Raw genomic sequence first — 21,515 nt, forward strand, 5'->3', positions numbered from 1 at the left:
ATGAAAATAACAACAAAGTTTTTTAACGTTGTATCAATTCTTTTTGGAATTGTATTAGTGGCTTGGTTTACGCAAATAGACTACAGCGATTTATCATTTAAAAACAATATTTCACCTTACTTAGGAATTGTAACAGCATTATTATTCATATTCGTAATGCGGTTTGCAAAAAATAATCAAGAAAAACGTAAAAAATAAACGTTTAAACATTCATACATGAGTGAAGAAAATAACAATTACGAACACGACGAAGAACTAAATCAACCCCTTGAAAATACAGAAACCATAACCAAGGTTACGGGAATGTACAAAGAGTGGTTTTTAGATTATGCTTCGTATGTAATTTTAGAACGTGCAGTACCTTCTATTGAAGATGGATTTAAACCCGTGCAACGTCGTATTATGCATTCAATGAAAGACTTAGATGATGGTCGCTATAATAAAGTAGCGAATATTGTTGGTCATACAATGCAGTACCACCCTCACGGAGATGCATCAATTGCCGATGCCATGGTACAAATGGGGCAAAAGGAGCTGCTAATAGACATGCAAGGTAACTGGGGTAACATTTTAACAGGAGACCGTGCAGCAGCCTCTCGTTATATTGAAGCACGTTTATCTAAATTTGCGTTAGATGTTGTTTTCAATGCTAAAACTACCGAATGGCAAGCCTCGTATGACGGACGTAAAAAAGAACCTGTAAACTTACCTGTAAAATTCCCTTTGCTATTAGCTCAAGGAGCAGAAGGTATTGCGGTAGGATTATCAACAAAAATATTACCGCATAACTTTAACGAGTTAATAGATGCTTCTGTAAAGTACTTAAAAGGGAGAAGTTTTACGATTGTACCCGACTTTTTAACTGGAGGAATAGCAGATGTTACCAATTATAACGATGGTAAAAGAGGAGGAAAAGTAAGAGTGCGAGCAAAAATATCAGCACTTGATAAAAAAACGTTAGTAATTACTGAAGTGCCTTTTGGTACTACCACATCATCATTAATTGATAGTATTCTAAAAGCAAACGATAAAGGTAAAATAAAGATTAAGCGTATTGAAGATAATACAGCGGCTAATGTTGAAATTTTAGTGCACTTACCAGCTAATGTATCGCCAGATAAAACAATTGATGCCTTGTACGCTTTTACCAGTTGTGAAAATTCAATTTCTCCACTGTGTTGTATTATTGAGGATAATAAACCTGTGTTTATTGGAGTATCTGAAGTATTAAGAAAGTCGACAGATTTCACAGTAGAGTTATTAAAACGTGAATTAGAAATTCAATTACACGAATTAGAAGAGCAATGGCATTTTGCTTCTTTAGAACGTATTTTTATTGAGAATAGAATTTACCGTGATATTGAAGAAGTAGAAACTTGGGAAGGAGTAATTGAAGCAATTGACGTAGGATTAAAACCGCATACTAAGCATTTAAAAAGAGAAGTAACCGAAGAAGATATTGTTCGTTTAACAGAAATAAGAATTAAGAAAATATCTAAGTTCGATATTGACAAAGCGAAACAATTTATTGAAAGTTTAGAGGAAAAAATAGCTGAGGTTAAGCACCATTTAGACAATTTAATCGATTTTGCAATAGACTATTTTAAAGAGTTAAAAGCAAAATACGGAAAAGGAAAAGAGCGTAAAACAGAAATTCGAATTTTTGATGATATCGTAGCTACCAAAGTAGTAATGCGTAACTCAAAACTTTATGTAAACAGAGAAGAAGGATTTATAGGAACCTCATTACGAAAAGACGAGTACGTTACCGATTGTGCCGATATTGATGATGTTATAGTATTTAGAGACAATGGCTCAATGTTAGTGACGAAAGTAGATTCTAAAACTTTTGTAGGAAAAGGAATTATTCATGTTGCTATATTCAAGAAAAAAGATAAACGTACAGTTTACAACATGATATATCGTGATGGAGCGAAAGGACCTTCATATATGAAGCGTTTTAACGTAACATCAGTTACTCGTGATAAAGAGTATAACTTAGCCAACGGAGATTCAAAATCAAAAGTATTATACTTCACAGCTAACTCCAATGGAGAAGCTGAGGTAGTAACTATTTTACTTAGAGCAGTAGGAAGTGTGAAAAAGTTAAAATGGGATATTGATTTTGCAGATTTAGCCATAAAAGGACGTAGTGTTAGAGGAAACTTAGTAACCAAGTACTCAATTAAAAAAGTAGAGTTTAAAGAAGCAGGAGTTTCAACTTTAAAGCCTAGAAAAATTTGGTTTGACGATACGGTACAACGTTTAAATGTTGATAGTAGAGGAGAATTGTTAGGTGAGTTTAAAGCAGAAGATAAAATATTAATAGCAACTCAATCAGGAAAAATCAAAGCAGTATCACCAGATTTAGCGATGCACTTTGAAAATGATATGATTGTGTTAGAAAAATGGAAACCTAACAAGCCAATTTCAGCAATTTATTTTGATGGTGTAAAAGAACGTTATTTTGTAAAACGTTTCTTAATAGAAACACCAGATAAAGAAGAGCTTTTTATATCAGAAGACGAAAAATCAAAGTTAGAAATTATTGCTACAGATTATCGTCCTATGGCTGAGGTAATTTTCTCAAAAAGAAGTTTAGATAAAATAGAAGTTAATTTTGAAGACTTTATAGCAATAAAAGGAATTAAAGCTCAAGGAAATCAATTAACAACAGACAAAATAAGAACAGTTAATTTATTAGAATCATTACCTTATGAAGAGCCAGAAGAGGAAAAAGTGGAGGATATAGAGGTAAATGATGAAGAAGAAATTAAAGAAGAAGCATTACCTTTGGAAGTAGAAGATGCTAAGCCTAAAGATAAAGAGTTTGTAGAGTCTAAAGAAGACAAAGCAAAGAAAGCGTTGGAAAGAGCACTTCAAAAGAAGAAGAAAGATAAGGATGACGAAAGTCAAACAGCGTTGTTTTAATGGATAAGCTTTTACCATATCGTTTTAATTTAGATACCTTTTTTGGTGTTTTAGGATACATTATCGTTGTATTTCTAGTGTCTTGGGTTATTTCTAGATTGGTAAGAGCCATTATTTGGCAACTAATTAAGAGTAAGAAAGAAGATCGTTTTGGTAGAACAAGTATTCAGTTTTTACGTAATTCAGTATCGTTTGTAATAGGGCTTTTAAGTGTCATTTATGTAATTATGACCGTGCCTGCTTTTAGAAGTAAAGCGACCTTAATTTTTTCTGGAGCCGGTATTTTAGCCGCTATTATAGGTTTTGCTGCACAAGCAGCACTATCTAACTTAATAGCTGGAGCATTCATAGTTATATTCCGTCCATTTAGAGTGGGAGACTATATTAAGTTGGATGACACTCGGGTTGGTATTGTTGAAGATATAACATTGAGGCATACCGTAATAAATAACTTTGAAAATAAACGATTAATTATACCCAATTCGGTAATTAGTACAGACTCTATTTTAAACCATACTATAGAAGACTCTCACGTCTTGAGTTTTAACAACTTTAAAATAGGATTAAAAGCAGATATTGATTTAGCACGAAGAATTATACAAGAAGAGGCAGTTAAGTTACCAACTGTTATTGATTATCGTACACCAGATCAAGTGATGAGTGATATACATCAAGTAGATGTTCGTGTTATTGATGTCTACCCAGATCATATTCACATGCGTGCTTATGTATGGTTAAATGAACCATTTCAAGAATTTAAGACTAAATGTGCTTTAAAAGAAGCGGTACATAAACGTTTTCTTGAAGAAGGTGTGGACTTGCCAATACCAATTAATATTAATGAAATAATAAAAAGAGCAAACTAGGTTTGCTCTTTTTATTTAATATACTTCAAAAGTTATAAATAAGTTTTTCTCGGAAGGATTAGGAACCTCTGATATTAACCCATAGATGCCTTTATTTACTATAGCAGTAAAATAAGCTTTATTACCAGTAGGCATGTCATTAACTCCACCTAAAAAAGAAACATCAGAAGGTGCGGGTTCAATTAGCCCTTTGGGATCAGCCCAATTCATCCAATTTTCTAAGTTTTTAAGATCAGTCTTACTTTGTAGCTTTACTAAGTTAATATCATGTCCTACAAAACTTTCATATACAATTTGATCTTTAAAGTGTACAGAGAAAGTACGTTTTCCAGCAAAAACTGAATCTTTTAAAACAATACCATCGGTACTAGAAATAGTTATGTTAGCATCTGCTTTTGGTTCTGAGTTTCCAGAATCTTTGTCAGAAACAACAACATCTTTAACCATTCCCATAGAAGTATGAAATACCCCATTACTCATTTTTACATAGCATTCAAGCATGTAATTTCCAGGATTTAAATAAAGTGTAGTTTCACCTGTGCTTTCAGGAGAAAGTAATCCACTACCTCCTAAAAAAATAACTTCACTAAACCATTCAGGTAAATTAGCAAATTCAGCAAACCCTTCTTTAGTTTTACCCTCATTAATAAGTTTCATCGCTTTATCAAAAACAGGAGCTACATACTCTTTTGCATCCTCTGAATTTTTCCCTTCAGGATACTTATCAATTAGAAAAAAGTGAGTTTGTGTAGATTTATTAATATAACGAAATGTATTCCATCCAGAAGGTATAGTGTCAGATATTTGAAAATCCATACTTTCCGTAATAATTTCAATTACCTTTTTCTTTTTTATAACTTCTTTTTTAGTTTGGGTAGTATTATGAGTTTGCTTTTTGTCTTTTTTACAAGATTGAAAAATTAAAAATGAACAACATATAATTATGAGAGTTAGTATCTCTTTAAGTAAAGTTTTCATATAGAAAAGAGTTTAGTTAGTAATTCTATTTTAAAACTAGGGAAGTAAAAGAGAGGAATTATTATTAGTTAACTAATAATAATGTAAAAATAAAAAATACTTCAGAGAAAAAGTATAGGCAAATAACTGGTTTTTAAATAGGTGAATTTTAGTTGGCTTTTTTAAACAAAAAACTTAGTCCTAAACGACTTAAGAACTTTTTTTCAAACTCCCAAAAGAACTTAAATTGACCAAAAAGCCATCCAACTATAGGTAAAGTTGTTTGATAAATAGGAAATATAAGTAAAATTCTTAAAGGATAATATAACCAAGGAGTCATGGTATCAGGAGATAACCCTAATAGATTAGTAACAGGTCTTGCAACCCAAGCAGCAAAAGAACCATTTATAGCAAAAACAATAAAAATAGCAGCTAATGCCCAATTGTTTTCTATACCCCAACGTTGTTTAAGTTTCTCCATAAATCCTAATATCGGGGCAAAAGTAATTAAAAGAAAAAGGGTAAACAAATGTTTACCCTTTCATTACATTGCAAATCAGCAAAGTTATTTTTTTCCAAATACTCCACCTAATAGCCCTCCTAGTAACCCTCCTGACTTTTGTTGGCTGCTACTAGCGTTTCCTAAAATCATTCCAGCTACATCATCAACAATACTACCATCACCATCAGCATCTAATATTTGTTCTAAGAAACTTTGTTCTTTTTGAGCTGAACTACCACCAAGTAAACCACCTAAGAGTCTACTTAAATCACTTGGATTATTTACGTTTTCTTGACGAGATTGCTTACCAAGTAATCCCATTAAAATTGGAGCAGCAGTTTTCAAAATGTCAGCAACGGCACCAGTATCCATTCCTGCTTTTTGACCAATAACTTTTTCAACTCCTTGTTGTTTACTTCCTAAAACATGACCTAAAATTTTACTGCCATCTTGTAAAACATCAGAGTTAACACCACCATTAAATAAGTCTCCTAAATTATCTAAGATTCCACCATCATGTTTATTTAATGCACTCTTTAAACTTTCAGCACCTTGAGGTGTAGCAGCATTTCGTTGCATTGCTTTCATTAAAACAGGTAATGCCATTGTTAAAACACTACTAGTTTTATTTGTGTCTTGTCCCGTAGAGCCAGCAACCCCAGATATAATTGCCTTTCCGGTGTCGCTATTTAATAAATCTAAAATTCCCGTCATTTTTTAATTTTATAAGGTTAGTACTAAGTTTCTAATTTATGGGACACAAGATACGGACTCAAGGTCACTTTTTTTTAAATAATTCTTTATACCTTACGGCCAGAAAAAAACTAATAGATTAATAGATTATATGAAGAAAATTGCACTACACTGGCAAATTTTAATAGGAATGATTTTAGGTATCTTATTTGGATTAGGGATGACTTTTATAGATGGAGGAGCATCATTCGTATCTGACTGGATAAAGCCTTTTGGAACTATTTTCGTAAAATTATTAAAACTAATAGCCGTACCATTAATTATTGCTTCTTTGGTAAAAGGGATATCTGATTTAAAAGATATTTCTAAATTTAAAAATATAGGTTTGCGTACGATCTTAATTTATATAGGTACCACAGTAATAGCTATTACAGTAGGTTTACTATTGGTTAATGTTGTGCAACCTGGAGATGGAATTTCAGAAGATACCATAGCCAAACTAACAGCAGACTATGCAAATAGTGAAGGAGTACAAGCTAAAATAGCAGAAGCTAGTAAGCAAAAGGAAAGTGGGCCGCTTCAGTTCTTAGAAGATATGGTTCCTGATAATGCTATGCAGGCTATGAGTAATAATAAAGCAATGTTACAAGTAATTTTCTTTACTATTTTCTTAGGAATATCAATGTTGTTAGTAGGAGAGAAAAATGCAAAACCATTAAAAAATTTCTTTGATTCATTAAATGAAGTTGTATTAAAAATGGTGGATCTAATTATGTTAACTGCTCCCTATGCAGTATTCGCATTATTAGCAAATGTTGTAGTATCTTCTAATGACCCAGATTTATTATTCGCATTATTAAAATATGGATTAACAGTTATAGGAGGATTGTTATTAATGGTGGCACTTTACATGGTTTTAATAAGTGTATTTGCCAAGAAGAATCCGCTGTGGTTTTTACAACAAATAAGTCCAGCACAATTATTGGCTTTTTCAACAAGTTCTAGTGCTGCAACGTTACCTGTAACAATGGAAAGAGTAGAGGAACATATTGGAGTAGATAAAGAAGTATCGAGTTTTGTATTACCAGTAGGAGCTACTATTAATATGGATGGTACGAGCTTGTATCAAGCTGTAGCGGCAGTTTTTATATCACAGGCTTTAGGTTTCGGTTTAACTTTTGGAGATCAATTGACAATTATTTTAACAGCTTTACTAGCTTCAATAGGTTCAGCAGCTGTACCAGGAGCAGGAATGGTAATGTTAGTAATCGTATTAGAATCAGTTGGTTTTCCAGCAGATAAATTAGCTATAGGTTTAGCATTGATTTTTGCGGTTGATAGACCATTAGATATGTGTAGAACAGTTATTAATGTAACTGGTGATGCCACAGTTTCTACTTTAGTGGCGAAATCTGTAGGTAAGTTAGGGAAGCCACATCCACATGAATGGGATGAGCATTATAATGAAGTAAAATAAAGTAATATGCTTACAGTAAAATCACCTATAGTTTCTGTTGATTGGTTGCGCGATAATTTAAGTGCAGATAACTTAATAGTTCTTGATGCAACTATTCAGAAAGTAGGAGCCAAAACAGATAATAAAAAAGAAAAACAGCAGATTAAAAATGCTGTTTTCTTTGATTTAAAGAATGTTTTCTTAGATGATGAAGCGGAATACCCTAATACGATTCCTTCAGAAAAATATTTTGAAACTGAGGCTCAAAAATTAGGGATAAATAATAATAGCTGTATTGTTGTTTACGATGATTTAGGAGTGTATTCGTCTCCAAGAGTTTGGTGGTTGTTTAGAGCATTTGGATTTGAAAATATAGCAGTTTTAAATGGAGGCTTACCTTCTTGGAAAGAGGCAGGTTATATGGTTGAGTCTAAAAATGAAAGAAGATTGCCTGTAGGAAACTTCAAAGCCACCATTAATAGAGATAAAATTAGTATAACAGAGGAAGTGTTAAAAGCTTCTCTTGATAATAAAGTTATATTGGATGCTCGTTCCAAAGGAAGGTTTTATGCTACGGAACCAGAACCAAGAAAAGATTTAAGAGGAGGGCATATTCCAAATTCTGTGAGTTTGCCTTATGTAGAATTGCAATCAAATGGTAAGATGAAATCGAAAGAAGAGCTTCAGAAAATATTTTCAAAAGTGAATCCAAGTAAAGAAGAAATGATTCTTTCTTGTGGTTCAGGAATTACAGCATGTATTTTAGCTTTAGGAGCAGAAGAATCAGGAAATATTAACTGTAGTGTATATGACGGTTCTTGGACAGAATGGGCAAGTAGATTAGAATTGCCTGTTGAAAAATAACAAACATTTAAAAAGCCTCAATATTGAGGCTTTTTTTATATCAGTTTTTTGACTTCTTGTTTTAAAAAGGAAATAGCTGTGTTTGCTGGACTTTCCTGTTGCGAGTAGTCAATTAATACATTTTCACGTAAATCTTTAGCAGTTTCAGAATTCTCTGCTGTATTTCGAAGTTTAGCTATAATAGCTAATTTAGCTGCTAAAACAGCTTTCCAACTATCATCAGAAATGTATAATTGCTGTACTAAATTATGTTCAAACTCTTGTTCTATATTACCAATTAAAAGTTGGAGGTAGTTATCAGTATCATCTCCTATAGGATTTACTCTTAACAGTAATTTTGATGGGTTGATACGCTCACAAAACAATAACATACGCTCATAAGCTTGTAGTTTTGTGGGTAAACTTTCACGCTTTTTTTCAACTAAAGCATTGAATGTTTTTTCTTTATTGTCTTGTTCAATAAAGCGGCCTAAAATTAAGTAAGCTACACCGCCAGTTACTAATGCTGGTAGGGCATAAGCAAGCCCTTCAATAATTTTATCTTCCATAATGCGAATATACGAGTCCTGTTAAAATTGCCAATCCAAAACTTAGTAAAGTTCCAATCAGTACATATTCAGTAAGTTTTCTGTCTTTTGATGCTGTTAAATCTCCAAATCTAAATATAGATTTTGCCGCGAGTAAAAATCCGACACCAGCCCATTGGTTAATTGCAATAAAAACAAAAATTAATATACGTTCTAAAAAACCAATATACTTACCTGCATTGGCTAACGATTGTTCTGTTGATTTATTACCTTTTTCTGGATTCCATTTAGAAATTAATGTATTTATAATAATAGACGAAGTATAAGTGACAAAAATTAAACAAGCAAAAAGTAATAAGTTTTGTTGGGTTAAAATAGCATCTGTACTAATTTTAAAAGGAGAGTATATATATGTGGCTAAAACCAAAAAGAATATATGTAAAGCTTGATCTAAAAAGAAAAATAGACGTTTGTTCTTTTTCTTTTGAAAATATAGTTTTCCAAGATCAATTAAATAATGAGAAATAATTACAAGTAAAAAAGCACTCCAGTATGTAGAGTTGAATTGTAATAATAATAGTAATAAAATAGCATGAACAACTATGTGAGCATAGAGTTTAATAGATTTTATTTTCTTTTTCTCCTTATCTTTTACCCAATTTTTAGGTTGAAATACAAAATCACCCAGTAAGTGAGCAACGAGTAGTTTTAAAAACAGTATCATAGTTTAGTTAGTTTCTGATTCATAAGTTTTCTATAACGTTTTTCTAGTTTCATAATTTCATCAAAACCGGAACGTTTTCTTCGTTCACTGGCGCTACTTTCTGAAATAGCTAGCTTTTTAGCGATGATTTTTTGAGTAGACTCAGGATTCTGTAGAGACATATTCACAAAAGCAGCTGAGTTGGTTGTCCAACTGTCCATTATTAACAAACTTAAGCCTAAAGAAACTTCAAACTCGTCGTTAATATCTTCCCAAGGAGTTTTCAAAGCTAAATTTTGCTTTTTAAGTAAATAATCAAAAGCATATCCAGAATTTATAAAAGCTTCACCGTTGGCTTCGGTAATTTTTTCTGTATCAAAACTTTTATTACCGATACCAATAGCTAAACGAATGTCTAAATCTTTTATTTTTTTAATAGTAGATTTTAGCTTAAAAGTAAAAAGAAGAGCTTCTGCAATATTTTCAATTTCAATTTGAAAACTATCTCCGCGAAAAAGCTCCCACGTTTTCGGTGTTTTTCCGATAGTATTGAAGGATTCTTTCAGTACAGGAAGCCATGTTTCAGCAGAAACACCTCTAGAGTTTATAATATCACCAGTAATTACACTTGTCATGTATTCAATTTTTAGTAAAAATAGGCTTTCAAATTGAAAATCCCAAACAATTCGGGTTTTAAAACGAATATTAAAAAATAAGGGTTATAAGACGAATTATTGTTGATTCGGGTTTTAGCTTGAATTTATAGGATTAAAAATTAGTGAATAAAAAAAAGGGTAGAATCTTTAAAAAACCTAAAAGATTGGTTAATTTTCCATTTTTAAAATACTTTCAATATAATTTCCATTGAATACTTATTTAGAGCAACTTAACGAACCACAGAGAGCAGCTGTTTTACAAAAAGACGGCCCAATGATAATTATAGCAGGAGCAGGATCGGGTAAAACGAGAGTGCTGACTTATAAAATTGCTTATTTAATGGAGCAAGGAGTGGATGCTTTTAACATTTTGTCGTTAACATTTACCAACAAGGCTGCCCGTGAAATGAAAGATCGTATTGGTAAAGTAGTAGGTTATAGCGAAGCTAAAAACCTTTGGATGGGAACTTTCCACTCAGTTTTTGCACGTATTTTACGCTCTGAAGCTGATCGGTTAGGCTATCCATCAAACTTCACCATTTACGATACACAAGATTCAGTTCGATTGATAACGGCGATTATCAAAGAAATGAATTTGGATAAAGATCGATACAAACCAAAACAAATTTTAAGCAGAATATCGTCTTTTAAAAACAGCTTAATTACGGTTAGAGCGTATTTTAATAACTCTGATTTACAACAAGCCGATTTAGAAGCAAGTAGACCGAGAACAGGTGATATCTATAAAGAATATGTAGATAGATGTTTTAAATCTGGAGCGATGGATTTTGACGATTTATTATTGCGTACCAATGAATTATTAGCTCGTTTCCCAGATGTGTTGGCAAAATATCAAGATCGTTTCCGATATATTTTGGTAGATGAGTACCAAGATACCAACCATTCGCAGTATTTAATTGTACGTGCGTTGGCAGATCGCTTTCAGAATATTTGTGTAGTAGGAGATGATTCGCAAAGTATTTACGGATTCCGTGGAGCGAATATTCAAAATATCTTGAACTTCCAGAAGGATTACCCAGATGTAAAAACGTTTAAGTTAGAACAAAATTACCGTTCAACAAGTAACATCGTACGTGCAGCGAATAGTGTAATTGATAAGAATAAAACGAAGCTAGATAAAGAAATTTGGACAGCTAACGATGCAGGAGATAGTGTGAAGGTAATGCGTACAATTTCTGATGGAGAAGAAGGACGTTTCGTAGCTCAATCTATTTGGGAAAACCAAATGAATCATCAGTTAACAAGCGATCAATTTGCCGTTCTATACCGTACCAATGCACAATCGAGAGCGATAGAAGATGCATTGCGTAAAAAAGATATTAAGTATAAAATTTACGGAGGTATTTCATTCTACCAACGTAAAGAAATTAAAGATTTACTATCGTATTTACGAATTTTAATCAACCCGAATGATGAGGAAGCATTAAAGCGTATTATTAACTACCCAGCAAGGGGAATTGGAGCTACAACGTTAGATAAACTAACAATTGCAGCGAATCATTATAAAAAATCAATGTTTGATATTTTAAAGAATATCAATACAGTAGATATTAATCTTAACTCTGGAACTAAAACAAAGTTGCAGAATTTTGTAAACATGATTCAGCGTTTTCAAATTGAAGCACAAACAAAAAATGCTTTTGAAATTGCTGATTTGGTGGTGAAGCAAACGCAATTAGTTAAAGATTTACAAAAAGATGGAACTCCAGAAGGCGTTAATAAGGTTGAAAACGTTCAAGAACTTTTAAACGGAATAAAAGACTTTATTACCGATAAAATAGAAACAGGAGAAGACGCATCGTTAACTTCATTTTTAGAAGACGTCGCACTAGCCACTGATTTTGATTCCGATAAACAAGATGAAGAACCTAGAGTTTCACTAATGACGATTCACTTGTCAAAAGGATTAGAGTTTCCTTACGTATACATTGTAGGTTTAGAAGAGAGTTTATTCCCTTCAGCAATGAGTATGAATACTCGCAGTGAATTAGAAGAAGAACGTCGTTTGTTTTATGTAGCGTTAACAAGAGCAGAAAAAGGAGCTTATTTAACCTATGCACAAACACGTTATCGTTGGGGAAAATTAACTGATGGTGAACCAAGTAGGTTTTTAGAAGAAATTGATGATCAGTATTTAGAGTACTTAACGCCAAAAGTACCTGAACCGTCAGCAAATAGGTTTATAGATGCTAGTTTGTTTGAAGACGATTCACCCAAAAAAATACGTTTTCAGAAACCAATTCAAAAAAAGAGAAAGGAATTCTTAGCAAAGAAGGAAAAACCAAATATGGTTCCTCCAAAAAGTAAAATGAAGAAGGTTTCAGAAATGAGTCCGAAAATGAATTTGTTTGATGGAGAAATCACAGTAGGAAACGTAGTAGAGCATAACCGTTTTGGTACTGGAAAAGTACTAGCTTTAGAAGGTAAAGGACCCAATAAAAAAGCAGAAATAGAGTTTAGTACCGTAGGTAAAAAGAAATTATTGTTACAATTTGCAAAATTGAAAGTAATCGGGTAGTTAATTCATAATAATTACCTATTTTGCATAGATAAAATATAGAGAAATGACGTTTGATTTAGAATACAATTCGAAAAGATCCAAATTAATCATCCCAGAATATGGGAGGCATATACAAAAGCTAGTGAATCATTGTATCGCTTTAGAAGATAAAGAAGAACGAAATACAATGGCTAAAGCTATTATTGATGTAATGGGTAATTTACAACCTCACTTACGTGATGTGCCTGATTTTAAGCATAAACTTTGGGATCAGTTACATATAATGGCAGATTTTCAGTTAGATGTAGATTCTCCATATGAAACACCTTCAAAGGAAGAGTTACAAGAATCTCCTGAGCGATTACCATATCCAAAATCAGCATCAAAGTATCGTTTTTATGGTACAAATATTCAAACCATGATTGATGTTGCTTTAACATGGGAAGAAGGAGATATGAAAGAAGCTTTGGTATTTACCATTGCTAATCATATGAAAAAATGCTATTTGAACTGGAATAAAGATACAGTTGAAGATAGCGTTATTTTTGACCATTTATATGAATTATCTGATGGAAAAATAGATATACGTAACACAGAAGAAGACCTTACAGATAGTAAGAGTTTGTTAAGGAAAAGAGGAGGTCAAGGGCAACACAAATCAAAAGGAAAAACAAATACTAAATACAGAAAAAAGTAAATGGCATCATTTAAAATAGAAGGAGGTCACAAATTAAAAGGAACAATAACACCACAAGGAGCAAAAAATGAAGCATTACAGGTAATATGTGCGGTGTTGTTAACGTCAGAAAAAGTAATTATAAATAATGTTCCTGATATTATTGATGTTAATAAACTGATTTTTATTTTAGGAGAATTAGGAGTTAAAATAGAAAAACTTTCTAAAAACTCGTATAGTTTTCAAGCAGACGATATCAATTTAAAATATCTAGAGTCACCAGAATTTAAAAGAGATGGAAGCTCTTTAAGAGGTTCTATCATGATTGTTGGTCCGTTATTGGCTCGCTTTGGAAAAGGATATATTCCACGACCAGGAGGTGATAAAATTGGACGTCGTCGTCTAGATACTCACTTTGAAGGATTCATCAATTTAGGGGCAAAATTCCGATATAATCGTGAAGAATATTTCTACGGTGTAGAAACAGAAACAGGATTGGTAGGTGCAGAGATGTTGTTAGATGAAGCTTCGGTAACTGGTACAGCAAATATTATTATGGCTGCAGTATTGGCTAAAGGAACCACAACAATATATAACGCAGCTTGCGAGCCATATATTCAGCAATTATCAAAAATGCTGAATTCAATGGGAGCAAAAATTTCGGGAGTAGGCTCTAATTTACTTACGATTGAAGGAGTAGAAACTCTAGGAGGTTGTGAACATACCATATTACCAGATATGATTGAGATTGGTAGTTGGATAGGTATGGCAGCTATGACACGTTCTGAATTGACAATTAAGGATGTAAGTTGGGACGATTTAGGGCAAATTCCTAATGTATTTAGAAAACTTGGAATTCAGTTAGAAAGAAAAGGAGATGATATTTACATACCAGAACAAGAAAGCTACGAAATTCAAAGTTATATTGACGGATCAGTATTAACTGTAGCAGACGCGCCATGGCCTGGGTTTACACCAGATTTGTTAAGTATTGTATTGGTAGTTGCCACACAAGCAAAAGGAACCGTACTAATTCACCAAAAAATGTTTGAAAGCCGTTTATTCTTTGTTGATAAATTAATCGATATGGGGGCTAAGGTAATTTTATGCGATCCTCATAGAGCTACTGTAATCGGTCATGATTTTAAATCACAGTTAAAGGCAACTAAAATGACGTCTCCAGATATTCGTGCAGGTATCTCGCTATTAATAGCAGCGCTTTCTGCTAAAGGAACGAGTATTATTAATAATATTGAACAAATTGATAGAGGTTACGAAGATATTGAAGCACGTTTAAAGTCAATTGGAGCAAAGATTGAGAGAATTGATAGCTAATAAAAAAGCAACAAGAAATAAATATAAATCCCAAATCAATTGATTTGGGATTTTTTTATGACGAAAAAATTTAAAAACACAGTGTAATTAAAAGAAACATGTTTCGACTAAGGCATTTAATTTTAATCAATATTATGAAAACAAGAATAATACTTGTAATATTATTACTTCAAGTAACAATTTTCACAGCGCAAGAAAACTCTCAAACTTTTACATCTTCAATAGAAAAAGCTCATAAAAAGGATATGTTTATGAGTCATAAATATCTTAAATATACTATTGACGTTACTTTTGGAGGGAAAAAGCATTTAAAAGGAGTTATTACGCAAGAACCAGGAGGAGGAAAAATAAAAATAGAGAAAGAAGATGGTTCGCTTATTATTTTTGATGGAAAAGAAGTGTATTCGCTAGGAATAAAAGAAAAGGATATGGCAACAGCTCGTTTTGATATTTTTACATGGTCTTATTTCCTAGGTTTACCATATAAATTAAATGATCAGGGTACTATTTGGTCTGATTTTAATAAGAATAAATGGGGAAAAGAAAAGTTAATGACTGGAAAGTTAACTTTTGCATCAGGAACTGGAGATGCGCCAGATGATTGGTATGTGATATATAAAAATACTGAAACAAACGTATTGGAAGGAGCAGCATATATTGTGACCTTTGGAAAAGGGAAAGAAAAAGCAGAAAAAGAACCTCATGCTATTAAGTACAATCAATTTAAACAAGTAAACTCAGTATCAATCGCTACAAATTGGACATTTCATATGTGGTCGTTAAAAAACGGATATGAAGAGCAAATTGGGGAAGCAAAATTATCTAATATAAAATTTATTAAAGAAGCAGAATTTATTGTGCCTACCAAGGCTAAAATAGTTAAGACGTTATCAAACTAATTAAGTAGAAGAAATAAAAAAGCTGTTATCGTTTAGATAACAGCTTTTCTTTATGCTTTAACTTTTACATTTCTTCATTACATGTATATTCTTGCGTACAAGCAAAATATTGATGACAATAAATAGGACCTGTAACGCTTCCAGAGCAATCACATCCACATTTACTAAGATCAATAGCAGCACCACCTGTTAAGTTCTTTTGTTGGTTTTTTGAAAGAACGGTAACTCCTGAAATGTTTAAAAAATTCTGTTTCATAATGAGGGACTTTTTTTATGTTATAAATTAATTAATAAAAATTTCTTAAATATATAGTTTTGAAATCTTTGAACAAAAGATAAATGTATTTTTTTGCACCTTATACCATGAGTTTCTTTGAGAAGTTATGCTACAATGTCATTATGACACATTTCTTTTATTGGCAGTATTATTGTTAATCAAAAAGTGTTAAATACATGAAACGATTTACAATGAGTAAAGATCAATATACAAAAGAAGACGAAATTAACGACGCTGTTAAAAATGGCGACTTAGGAGAGAATCAAGAAGAAACTCAGGAAAATAAAGAGGTTGAGGCAAAAGAAGAGCCAACTGCAGAAGAATTAATTCAAGCAGAGAAAGATAAATATCTGCGATTATTTGCAGAGTTTGAAAACTATAAAAAACGTACTTCAAAAGAACGTATTGAACTTTTTAAAACTGCAAGTCAAGAATTAATGACAGCTTTACTGCCAATTATGGATGATTTTGATAGAGGTTTGGCAGAAATTAAAAAAACAGAAGACTCTGAGTTATTAAAAGGAATGGAGCTTATTAATAATAAGTTTAAAAATACCTTAACTCAAAAAGGGTTAACTGAAATAGAAGTAAAACCAGGAGATGATTTTGATGCAGAAGTTCATGATGCAATAACACAAATACCAGCACCTTCAGATGATTTAAAAGGAAAGATTATAGATTGTGTGGAGAAAGGATATAAGCTAGGAGATAAAATTATTCGTCACCCTAAAGTAGTAATGGGGCAAGCGTAAAACAATCATCATTAATACAACTATTAGTCACTAAGATAATTACTTACTAATAGTTGAACATTGAAAGTTATGGCAAAACAAGATTATTACGAAATATTAGGAATATCAAAATCGGCATCAAAAGCTGAAATCAAAAAGGCATATCGTAAGATGGCAATTAAATACCATCCAGATAAAAATCCTGATGATAAAGATGCTGAAGAAAAATTCAAACTAGCCGCAGAAGCTTATGAGGTATTAAGTGACGACAATAAAAAAGCTCGTTACGATCAGTATGGTCATGCTGCTTTTGAAGGAGGTCACGGAGGCTTTGGAGGCGGTGGTATGAATATGGATGACATATTTAGTCAGTTTGGAGATATTTTCGGAGGAGCATTCGGAGGTGGTTTCGGTGGTTTTGGTGGTGGAGGTCACCGTCAAGCACGAGTTAAAGGTAGTAACTTACGTATTCGTGTAAAATTAACACTGGAAGAAATTGCCAAAGGTGTAGAAAAGAAGGTAAAAGTTCGTAGAAAAGTTCAAGCAGACGGAGTTACTTATAAAACATGTTCAACATGTAATGGTAGCGGACAACAAATGCGTGTTACTAATACTATTTTAGGTAGAATGCAAACAGCTACTACTTGTAGTACTTGTCATGGAGCAGGAGAGATGCTAGACAAAAAACCAAGTGGAGCAGATGCACAAGGAATGGTAGTAAAAGAAGAAACCGTTTCTATCAATATTCCAGAAGGTGTAACCGAAGGAGTACAATTAAAAGTAGGTGGTAAAGGGAATGAAGCTCCAGGTAAAAACTCAATTCCAGGAGATTTATTAGTGTTAATTGAAGAAGTACCACACGAAAACTTAAAGCGTGAGGGAAGTAATATACACTACGATTTATATATTAATTTTTCAGAAGCAGTTTTAGGAGTATCAAAAGAAATAGAAACTGTTACAGGAAAAGTAAAGATTAAGATTGAGCCAGGAACCCAATCTGGTAAGATTTTACGTTTAAAAGGAAAAGGATTACCAAGTATTGAACGTTATGGTCACGGAGATTTCTTAATTCACATAAATGTATGGACTCCTCAAGAATTAACTAAAGATCAGCGTAAGTTTTTTGAGGAAATGCAAGAAGATGAGAACTTTAGCCCAAACCCACAGAAGTCGGACAAATCTTTCTTTGAAAAGGTTAAAGATATGTTTTCTTAAAAAAATCTTAAAAAAGAGAATTTTTTTTAAATAAAATTTTTTTAAAACGAAAAACAGTTATATATTTGCAGTGTCTAGGAGACGTTCTAGACACTTTTTCTTTTTCATAGCAATTTTCCCACTCAATTCTTTTGAGTGGGTTTTTTTATGAATAGAGGTGTGAACTTTTAGTTGACAACCTATAATAGCAGACCTATCTTATCGACTTGTAGAAAATATAAGTAGGAAAGTCTGGACACCATAGAGTAGCATAGCGGATAACATCCGTCCGGTGTAAACCGAGGACAAGTGCAACAGAAAGAATGTACAGGTAATGCTGTAGTGAAACCAGGTAAACTCTATGCGGTGCAATGCCATGTACATTAGAGCTTGAGCGTTACTCGCGCGATTCTAAGGGGTAGGCAGATTGATTCCGTAAGTAATTTCGGAACTAGATAAATGATAAGAGCCTCATTTTTTGAGGAACAGAATCCAGCTTATGGGTCTGCTTTTTTTCCTATTTAGAATCATTATAGCATTTTTTTTAATACACTTAAAAATAGTGAATTATCAATTTGATAATTATTAGGTGTTTTTATATTTGTTTTTTTGAGATATTTTTAAAAATAGGTCTTTTTAATTAAATTAATTTGCTTTTTTGACTGTTTTGTTGTTTATTTTTAAAATTGAGGTTAAAATATTACTTTTGCTAAGCAAAAATAAAGGGATAAAGCTGTAAAAGAACGGTTTTAATACGTAGTAACTTTTACTATTTCCTTCTAAATATTTAAAAACAAAACTTTTTATGAACACATACTCAGATTACCTAAAGGAGATTGAAGTAAGAAAAGGTCAAGGTCTTCACCCTAAACCTATCGATGGAAGTGAATTGTTAACTGAAATCATCTCACAAATTAAAGATGCAAACAATCCTCACAGAAAAGATTCTCTTAATTTCTTTATTTATAATGTTTTACCAGGTACAACAAGTGCTGCAGGTGTAAAAGCAAACTTTTTAAAAGAAATTATTCTAGGTGAATCTGTAGTAGAAGAGATAACTCCAGCTTTTGCCTTAGAGCAATTAGGACATATGAAGGGAGGAGCTTCTATAGAAGTTTTACTTGATTTAGCATTAGGTAATGATGCTGCTATTGCTGAAGAAGCTGCAAAAGTGTTAAAAACACAAGTGTTTTTATATGAAGCTGATACTGAGCGTTTAGAAAAAGCATATAAAGAAGGTAATGGAATTGCAAAAGAACTAATTGAAAGTTATGCGCAAGCAGAGTTTTTTACAAAACTTCCAGAAGTAGAAGAAGAAATTAAGGTAGTTACTTACATTGCTGGAGTAGGAGATATTTCAACAGATTTATTATCTCCAGGAGCAGATGCGCACTCAAGATCTGATCGTGAATTACACGGACAGTCAATTTTTGAGCATAATAAAGACATGCAACAAGAATTGTTAGCATTGAAAGAAGAGCATCCAGATAAACGTGTGATGTTAGTTGCTGAAAAAGGGACTATGGGAGTAGGTTCTTCAAGAATGTCAGGTGTTAATAACGTGGCTTTATGGACAGGTATTGAATCAAGTCCTTACGTTCCATTTATCAATATTGCACCAGTAATTGCAGGTACTAATGGGATTTCTCCAATTTTCTTAACTACAGTAGGGGTAACTGGTGGTATCGGTATCGATCTTAAAAACTGGGTAAAGCAAAAAGATGCTGAAGGAAATACAATTGTAGATGAAGATGGAGAGCCAGTTTTAAAGCAAGAATATTCTGTAGAAACAGGAACTGTTCTTACAATTAATACAAAGACTAAAAAACTATACAACGGAGATAAAGAATTAAAAGATATCTCAGCAGCATTAACTCCGCAAAAAATGGAGTTTATAAAAGCAGGAGGTTCTTACGCTGTTGTTTTTGGTAAGAAATTACAAACCTTTGCAGCTAAGGTATTAGGAATTGAAGTTCCTCAAGTATATGCTACTTCTAAAGAAATTTCTGTTGAAGGACAAGGCTTAACTGCGGTTGAAAAAATCTTCAATAAAAATGCAGTAGGAACAACTCCAGGAAAAACATTACATGCAGGTTCTGATGTACGCGTAGAAGTTAACATTGTAGGTTCTCAAGATACTACAGGATTAATGACTTCTCAAGAGTTAGAAATGATGGCTGCTACAGTTATTTCTCCAATAGTTGACGGAGCTTACCAATCAGGTTGTCACACAGCTTCTGTATGGGATGATAAGTCTAAAGCTAACATTCCAAGGTTAATGAAGTTTATGAATGACTTTGGTTTAATTACAGGTCGTGATCCAAAAGGACAATACCCTGCAATGACAGACGTGATTCATAAAGTATTAAATGATATTACAGTAAGTGATTGGGACATTATTATTGGTGGAGATTCACACACACGTATGTCAAAAGGTGTTGCTTTTGGTGCGGATTCAGGTACGGTAGCCTTAGCTTTAGCAACTGGTGAGGCAACTATGCCAATTCCACAATCTGTAAAAGTAACCTTTAAAGGAAACATGAGAAGTTTCATGGATTTCCGTGACGTTGTACATGCTACACAACAACAAATGTTAAAGCAGTTTGATGGAGAGAATGTTTTCCAAGGAAGAGTGATTGAAGTACATATTGGTACTTTAACAGCGGATCAAGCCTTTACATTTACTGACTGGACTGCAGAAATGAAAGCAAAAGCTTCTATCTGTATTTCTGAAGATGAAACATTAATTGAATCATTAGAGATTGCTAGAGATCGTATCCAAATCATGATTGATAAGGGAATGGATAACGAAAAGCAAGTATTAAAAGGGTTAGTTGATAAGGCAAATACTAGAATTCAAGAGGTTAAGACAGGAATTAAACCAGCGTTAAAACCTGATACTGATGCTAACTATTACGCAGAGGTTGTGATTGATTTAGATGAAATCGCTGAACCAATGATTGCAGATCCTGATGTAAATAACGAAGATGTTTCTAAGCGTTATACTCACGATACTATTCGTCCATTATCATTCTACGGAGGAACTAAAAAGGTAGATTTAGGATTTGTAGGATCTTGTATGGTTCACAAAGGAGATATGAAAATCTTAGCTCAAATGTTAAAGAACATTGAAGCACAACAAGGTAAAGTAGAGTTTAATGCTCCGTTAGTAGTTGCGCCACCAACATACAACATTGTTGATGAGTTAAAGGCTGAAGGAGATTGGGAAGTATTACAAAAATACTCAGGATTTGAGTTTGACGATAATGCTCCTAAAGGTTTAGCGCGTACGAAGTATGAAAACATGTTATACTTAGAGCGTCCAGGTTGTAACTTATGTATGGGTAACCAAGAAAAAGCAGAACCAGGAGATACGGTAATGGCTACATCAACACGTTTATTCCAAGGAAGAGTTGTAAAAGATTCTAATGAGAAAAAAGGAGAGTCTTTATTATCATCTACTCCAGTTGTGGTATTATCAACTATTTTAGGAAGAACTCCAACTATGGAAGAATATGAAAAGGCAGTGGACGGTATTGTTTTAACGAAATTTAAACCGTCTCAAAAACAATTAGTAATTTCATAAATTAAATAAAACTATTTGTTATAATATAGAAGCCCGAGTGTTAAAGCTCGGGCTTTATTATTTTCAGCTTATTTAATAAAACTACTATAGAAAAAATTTATTTGAACTTATTATAATTATATAGTTACTCCATCTTTTATA

The 21,515-nt window shown here is 32.7% G+C and carries 19 protein-coding genes and 1 other RNA gene; 13 read left to right on the forward strand and 7 right to left on the reverse strand.

Features of this window, described 5'->3' with window-relative positions:
- From D6T69_RS08395 to D6T69_RS08405, 3 genes are read left to right on the forward strand one after another with little or no spacing between them, the layout of a single operon-like run.
- Nucleotides 1–198 (forward strand): hypothetical protein, encoded by a 198-nt coding sequence (locus D6T69_RS08395; protein WP_125067319.1) that lies wholly within the window; start codon nucleotides 1–3, stop codon nucleotides 196–198.
- Between the two features lie 18 nt (nucleotides 199–216).
- On the forward strand, nucleotides 217–2,931 hold the full coding sequence (locus D6T69_RS08400; protein WP_125067320.1) for a DNA gyrase/topoisomerase IV subunit A: 2,715 nt from the start codon (nucleotides 217–219) through the stop codon (nucleotides 2,929–2,931).
- Nucleotides 2,931–3,797 (forward strand): mechanosensitive ion channel family protein, encoded by an 867-nt coding sequence (locus tag D6T69_RS08405; protein ID WP_125067321.1) that lies wholly within the window; start codon nucleotides 2,931–2,933, stop codon nucleotides 3,795–3,797. The genes D6T69_RS08400 and D6T69_RS08405 overlap by 1 nt, the downstream gene beginning before the upstream one ends.
- A 15-nt stretch (nucleotides 3,798–3,812) precedes the next feature.
- Here D6T69_RS08405 and D6T69_RS08410 read toward each other — a convergent pair whose 3' ends face one another.
- The 3 genes from D6T69_RS08410 to D6T69_RS08420 all read right to left on the reverse strand — a co-directional run bounded on the left by D6T69_RS08410 (nucleotide 3,813) and on the right by D6T69_RS08420 (nucleotide 5,970).
- Entirely contained in the window at nucleotides 3,813–4,775 is a 963-nt protein-coding gene (locus D6T69_RS08410; protein ID WP_125067322.1) for a hypothetical protein, read from the reverse strand.
- Nucleotides 4,776–4,923: 148 nt separating this feature from the next.
- Nucleotides 4,924–5,235, reverse strand: a complete 312-nt coding sequence (locus D6T69_RS08415) for a DUF6787 family protein (protein ID WP_125067323.1) — start codon at nucleotides 5,233–5,235, stop codon at nucleotides 4,924–4,926.
- Between the two features lie 84 nt (nucleotides 5,236–5,319).
- Nucleotides 5,320–5,970, reverse strand: coding sequence for a DUF937 domain-containing protein (locus D6T69_RS08420; protein ID WP_125067324.1), 651 nt, complete (start codon nucleotides 5,968–5,970; stop codon nucleotides 5,320–5,322).
- A 130-nt stretch (nucleotides 5,971–6,100) separates the two neighbouring features.
- Here D6T69_RS08420 and D6T69_RS08425 point away from each other — a divergent pair, with 130 nt between their 5' ends.
- Nucleotides 6,101–7,426 (forward strand): dicarboxylate/amino acid:cation symporter, encoded by a 1,326-nt coding sequence (locus D6T69_RS08425; protein ID WP_125067325.1) that lies wholly within the window; start codon nucleotides 6,101–6,103, stop codon nucleotides 7,424–7,426.
- 6 nt (nucleotides 7,427–7,432) lie between these two features.
- Nucleotides 7,433–8,269 carry a sulfurtransferase gene (locus D6T69_RS08430; protein WP_125067326.1) on the forward strand — a complete coding sequence of 279 codons (837 nt, stop codon included), beginning with the start codon at nucleotides 7,433–7,435 and terminating at the stop codon, nucleotides 8,267–8,269.
- A 35-nt stretch (nucleotides 8,270–8,304) separates the two neighbouring features.
- Here D6T69_RS08430 and D6T69_RS08435 read toward each other — a convergent pair whose 3' ends face one another.
- The 3 genes from D6T69_RS08435 to D6T69_RS08445 are packed head-to-tail and all read right to left on the reverse strand — an operon-like array spanning nucleotide 8,305 to nucleotide 10,134.
- Nucleotides 8,305–8,817, reverse strand: coding sequence for a DUF7935 family protein (locus D6T69_RS08435; protein WP_125067327.1), 513 nt, complete (start codon nucleotides 8,815–8,817; stop codon nucleotides 8,305–8,307).
- A complete protein-coding gene (locus tag D6T69_RS08440; protein WP_125067328.1) occupies nucleotides 8,807–9,520 on the reverse strand; it encodes a DUF3307 domain-containing protein in 714 nt (237 codons plus the stop codon). Before D6T69_RS08440 ends, D6T69_RS08435 begins: the two co-directional genes overlap by 11 nt.
- Nucleotides 9,517–10,134: a SatD family protein gene (locus D6T69_RS08445; RefSeq protein ID WP_125067329.1), complete on the reverse strand. Its 618-nt coding sequence runs from the start codon at nucleotides 10,132–10,134 to the stop codon at nucleotides 9,517–9,519. The genes D6T69_RS08440 and D6T69_RS08445 overlap by 4 nt, the downstream gene beginning before the upstream one ends.
- Before the next feature lie 229 nt (nucleotides 10,135–10,363).
- On the opposite strand from D6T69_RS08445, the gene D6T69_RS08450 reads away from it, so the two are divergent.
- The 4 genes from D6T69_RS08450 (at nucleotide 10,364) to D6T69_RS08465 (ending at nucleotide 15,586) form a co-directional block, all read left to right on the forward strand.
- Complete coding sequence (locus tag D6T69_RS08450; RefSeq protein ID WP_125067330.1) at nucleotides 10,364–12,694, forward strand: ATP-dependent helicase; 2,331 nt, start codon at nucleotides 10,364–10,366, stop codon at nucleotides 12,692–12,694.
- Nucleotides 12,695–12,740: 46 nt separating this feature from the next.
- Nucleotides 12,741–13,373, forward strand: coding sequence for a DUF4290 domain-containing protein (locus D6T69_RS08455; RefSeq protein ID WP_125067331.1), 633 nt, complete (start codon nucleotides 12,741–12,743; stop codon nucleotides 13,371–13,373).
- Nucleotides 13,374–14,687: a UDP-N-acetylglucosamine 1-carboxyvinyltransferase gene (gene murA, locus D6T69_RS08460; RefSeq protein ID WP_125067332.1), complete on the forward strand. Its 1,314-nt coding sequence runs from the start codon at nucleotides 13,374–13,376 to the stop codon at nucleotides 14,685–14,687.
- Between the two features lie 134 nt (nucleotides 14,688–14,821).
- Nucleotides 14,822–15,586 carry a DUF6503 family protein gene (locus D6T69_RS08465; RefSeq protein ID WP_125067333.1) on the forward strand — a complete coding sequence of 255 codons (765 nt, stop codon included), beginning with the start codon at nucleotides 14,822–14,824 and terminating at the stop codon, nucleotides 15,584–15,586.
- Nucleotides 15,587–15,650: 64 nt separating this feature from the next.
- On the opposite strand, the gene D6T69_RS08470 is transcribed toward D6T69_RS08465, so the two are convergent.
- Nucleotides 15,651–15,842 (reverse strand): hypothetical protein, encoded by a 192-nt coding sequence (locus D6T69_RS08470; protein WP_125067334.1) that lies wholly within the window; start codon nucleotides 15,840–15,842, stop codon nucleotides 15,651–15,653.
- Nucleotides 15,843–16,039: 197 nt separating this feature from the next.
- Between D6T69_RS08470 and D6T69_RS08475 the strand changes: the two genes are divergently transcribed.
- From D6T69_RS08475 to D6T69_RS08490, 4 genes are all read left to right on the forward strand, one after another.
- Nucleotides 16,040–16,615, forward strand: coding sequence for a nucleotide exchange factor GrpE (locus D6T69_RS08475; protein ID WP_240628291.1), 576 nt, complete (start codon nucleotides 16,040–16,042; stop codon nucleotides 16,613–16,615).
- A gap of 69 nt (nucleotides 16,616–16,684) precedes the next feature.
- Nucleotides 16,685–17,809, forward strand: a complete 1,125-nt coding sequence (gene dnaJ, locus D6T69_RS08480) for a molecular chaperone DnaJ (RefSeq protein WP_125067335.1) — start codon at nucleotides 16,685–16,687, stop codon at nucleotides 17,807–17,809.
- A gap of 184 nt (nucleotides 17,810–17,993) precedes the next feature.
- An RNA gene (gene rnpB, locus D6T69_RS08485) (RNase P RNA component class A) lies at nucleotides 17,994–18,304 on the forward strand.
- Nucleotides 18,305–18,593: 289 nt separating this feature from the next.
- Nucleotides 18,594–21,374 (forward strand): bifunctional aconitate hydratase 2/2-methylisocitrate dehydratase, encoded by a 2,781-nt coding sequence (locus D6T69_RS08490; protein WP_125067336.1) that lies wholly within the window; start codon nucleotides 18,594–18,596, stop codon nucleotides 21,372–21,374.
- Nucleotides 21,375–21,515: the final 141 nt, after the last annotated feature.

Origin of the sequence: Tenacibaculum singaporense (assembly GCF_003867015.1) — a bacterium.
Taxonomy (GTDB): domain Bacteria; phylum Bacteroidota; class Bacteroidia; order Flavobacteriales; family Flavobacteriaceae; genus Polaribacter; species Polaribacter singaporensis.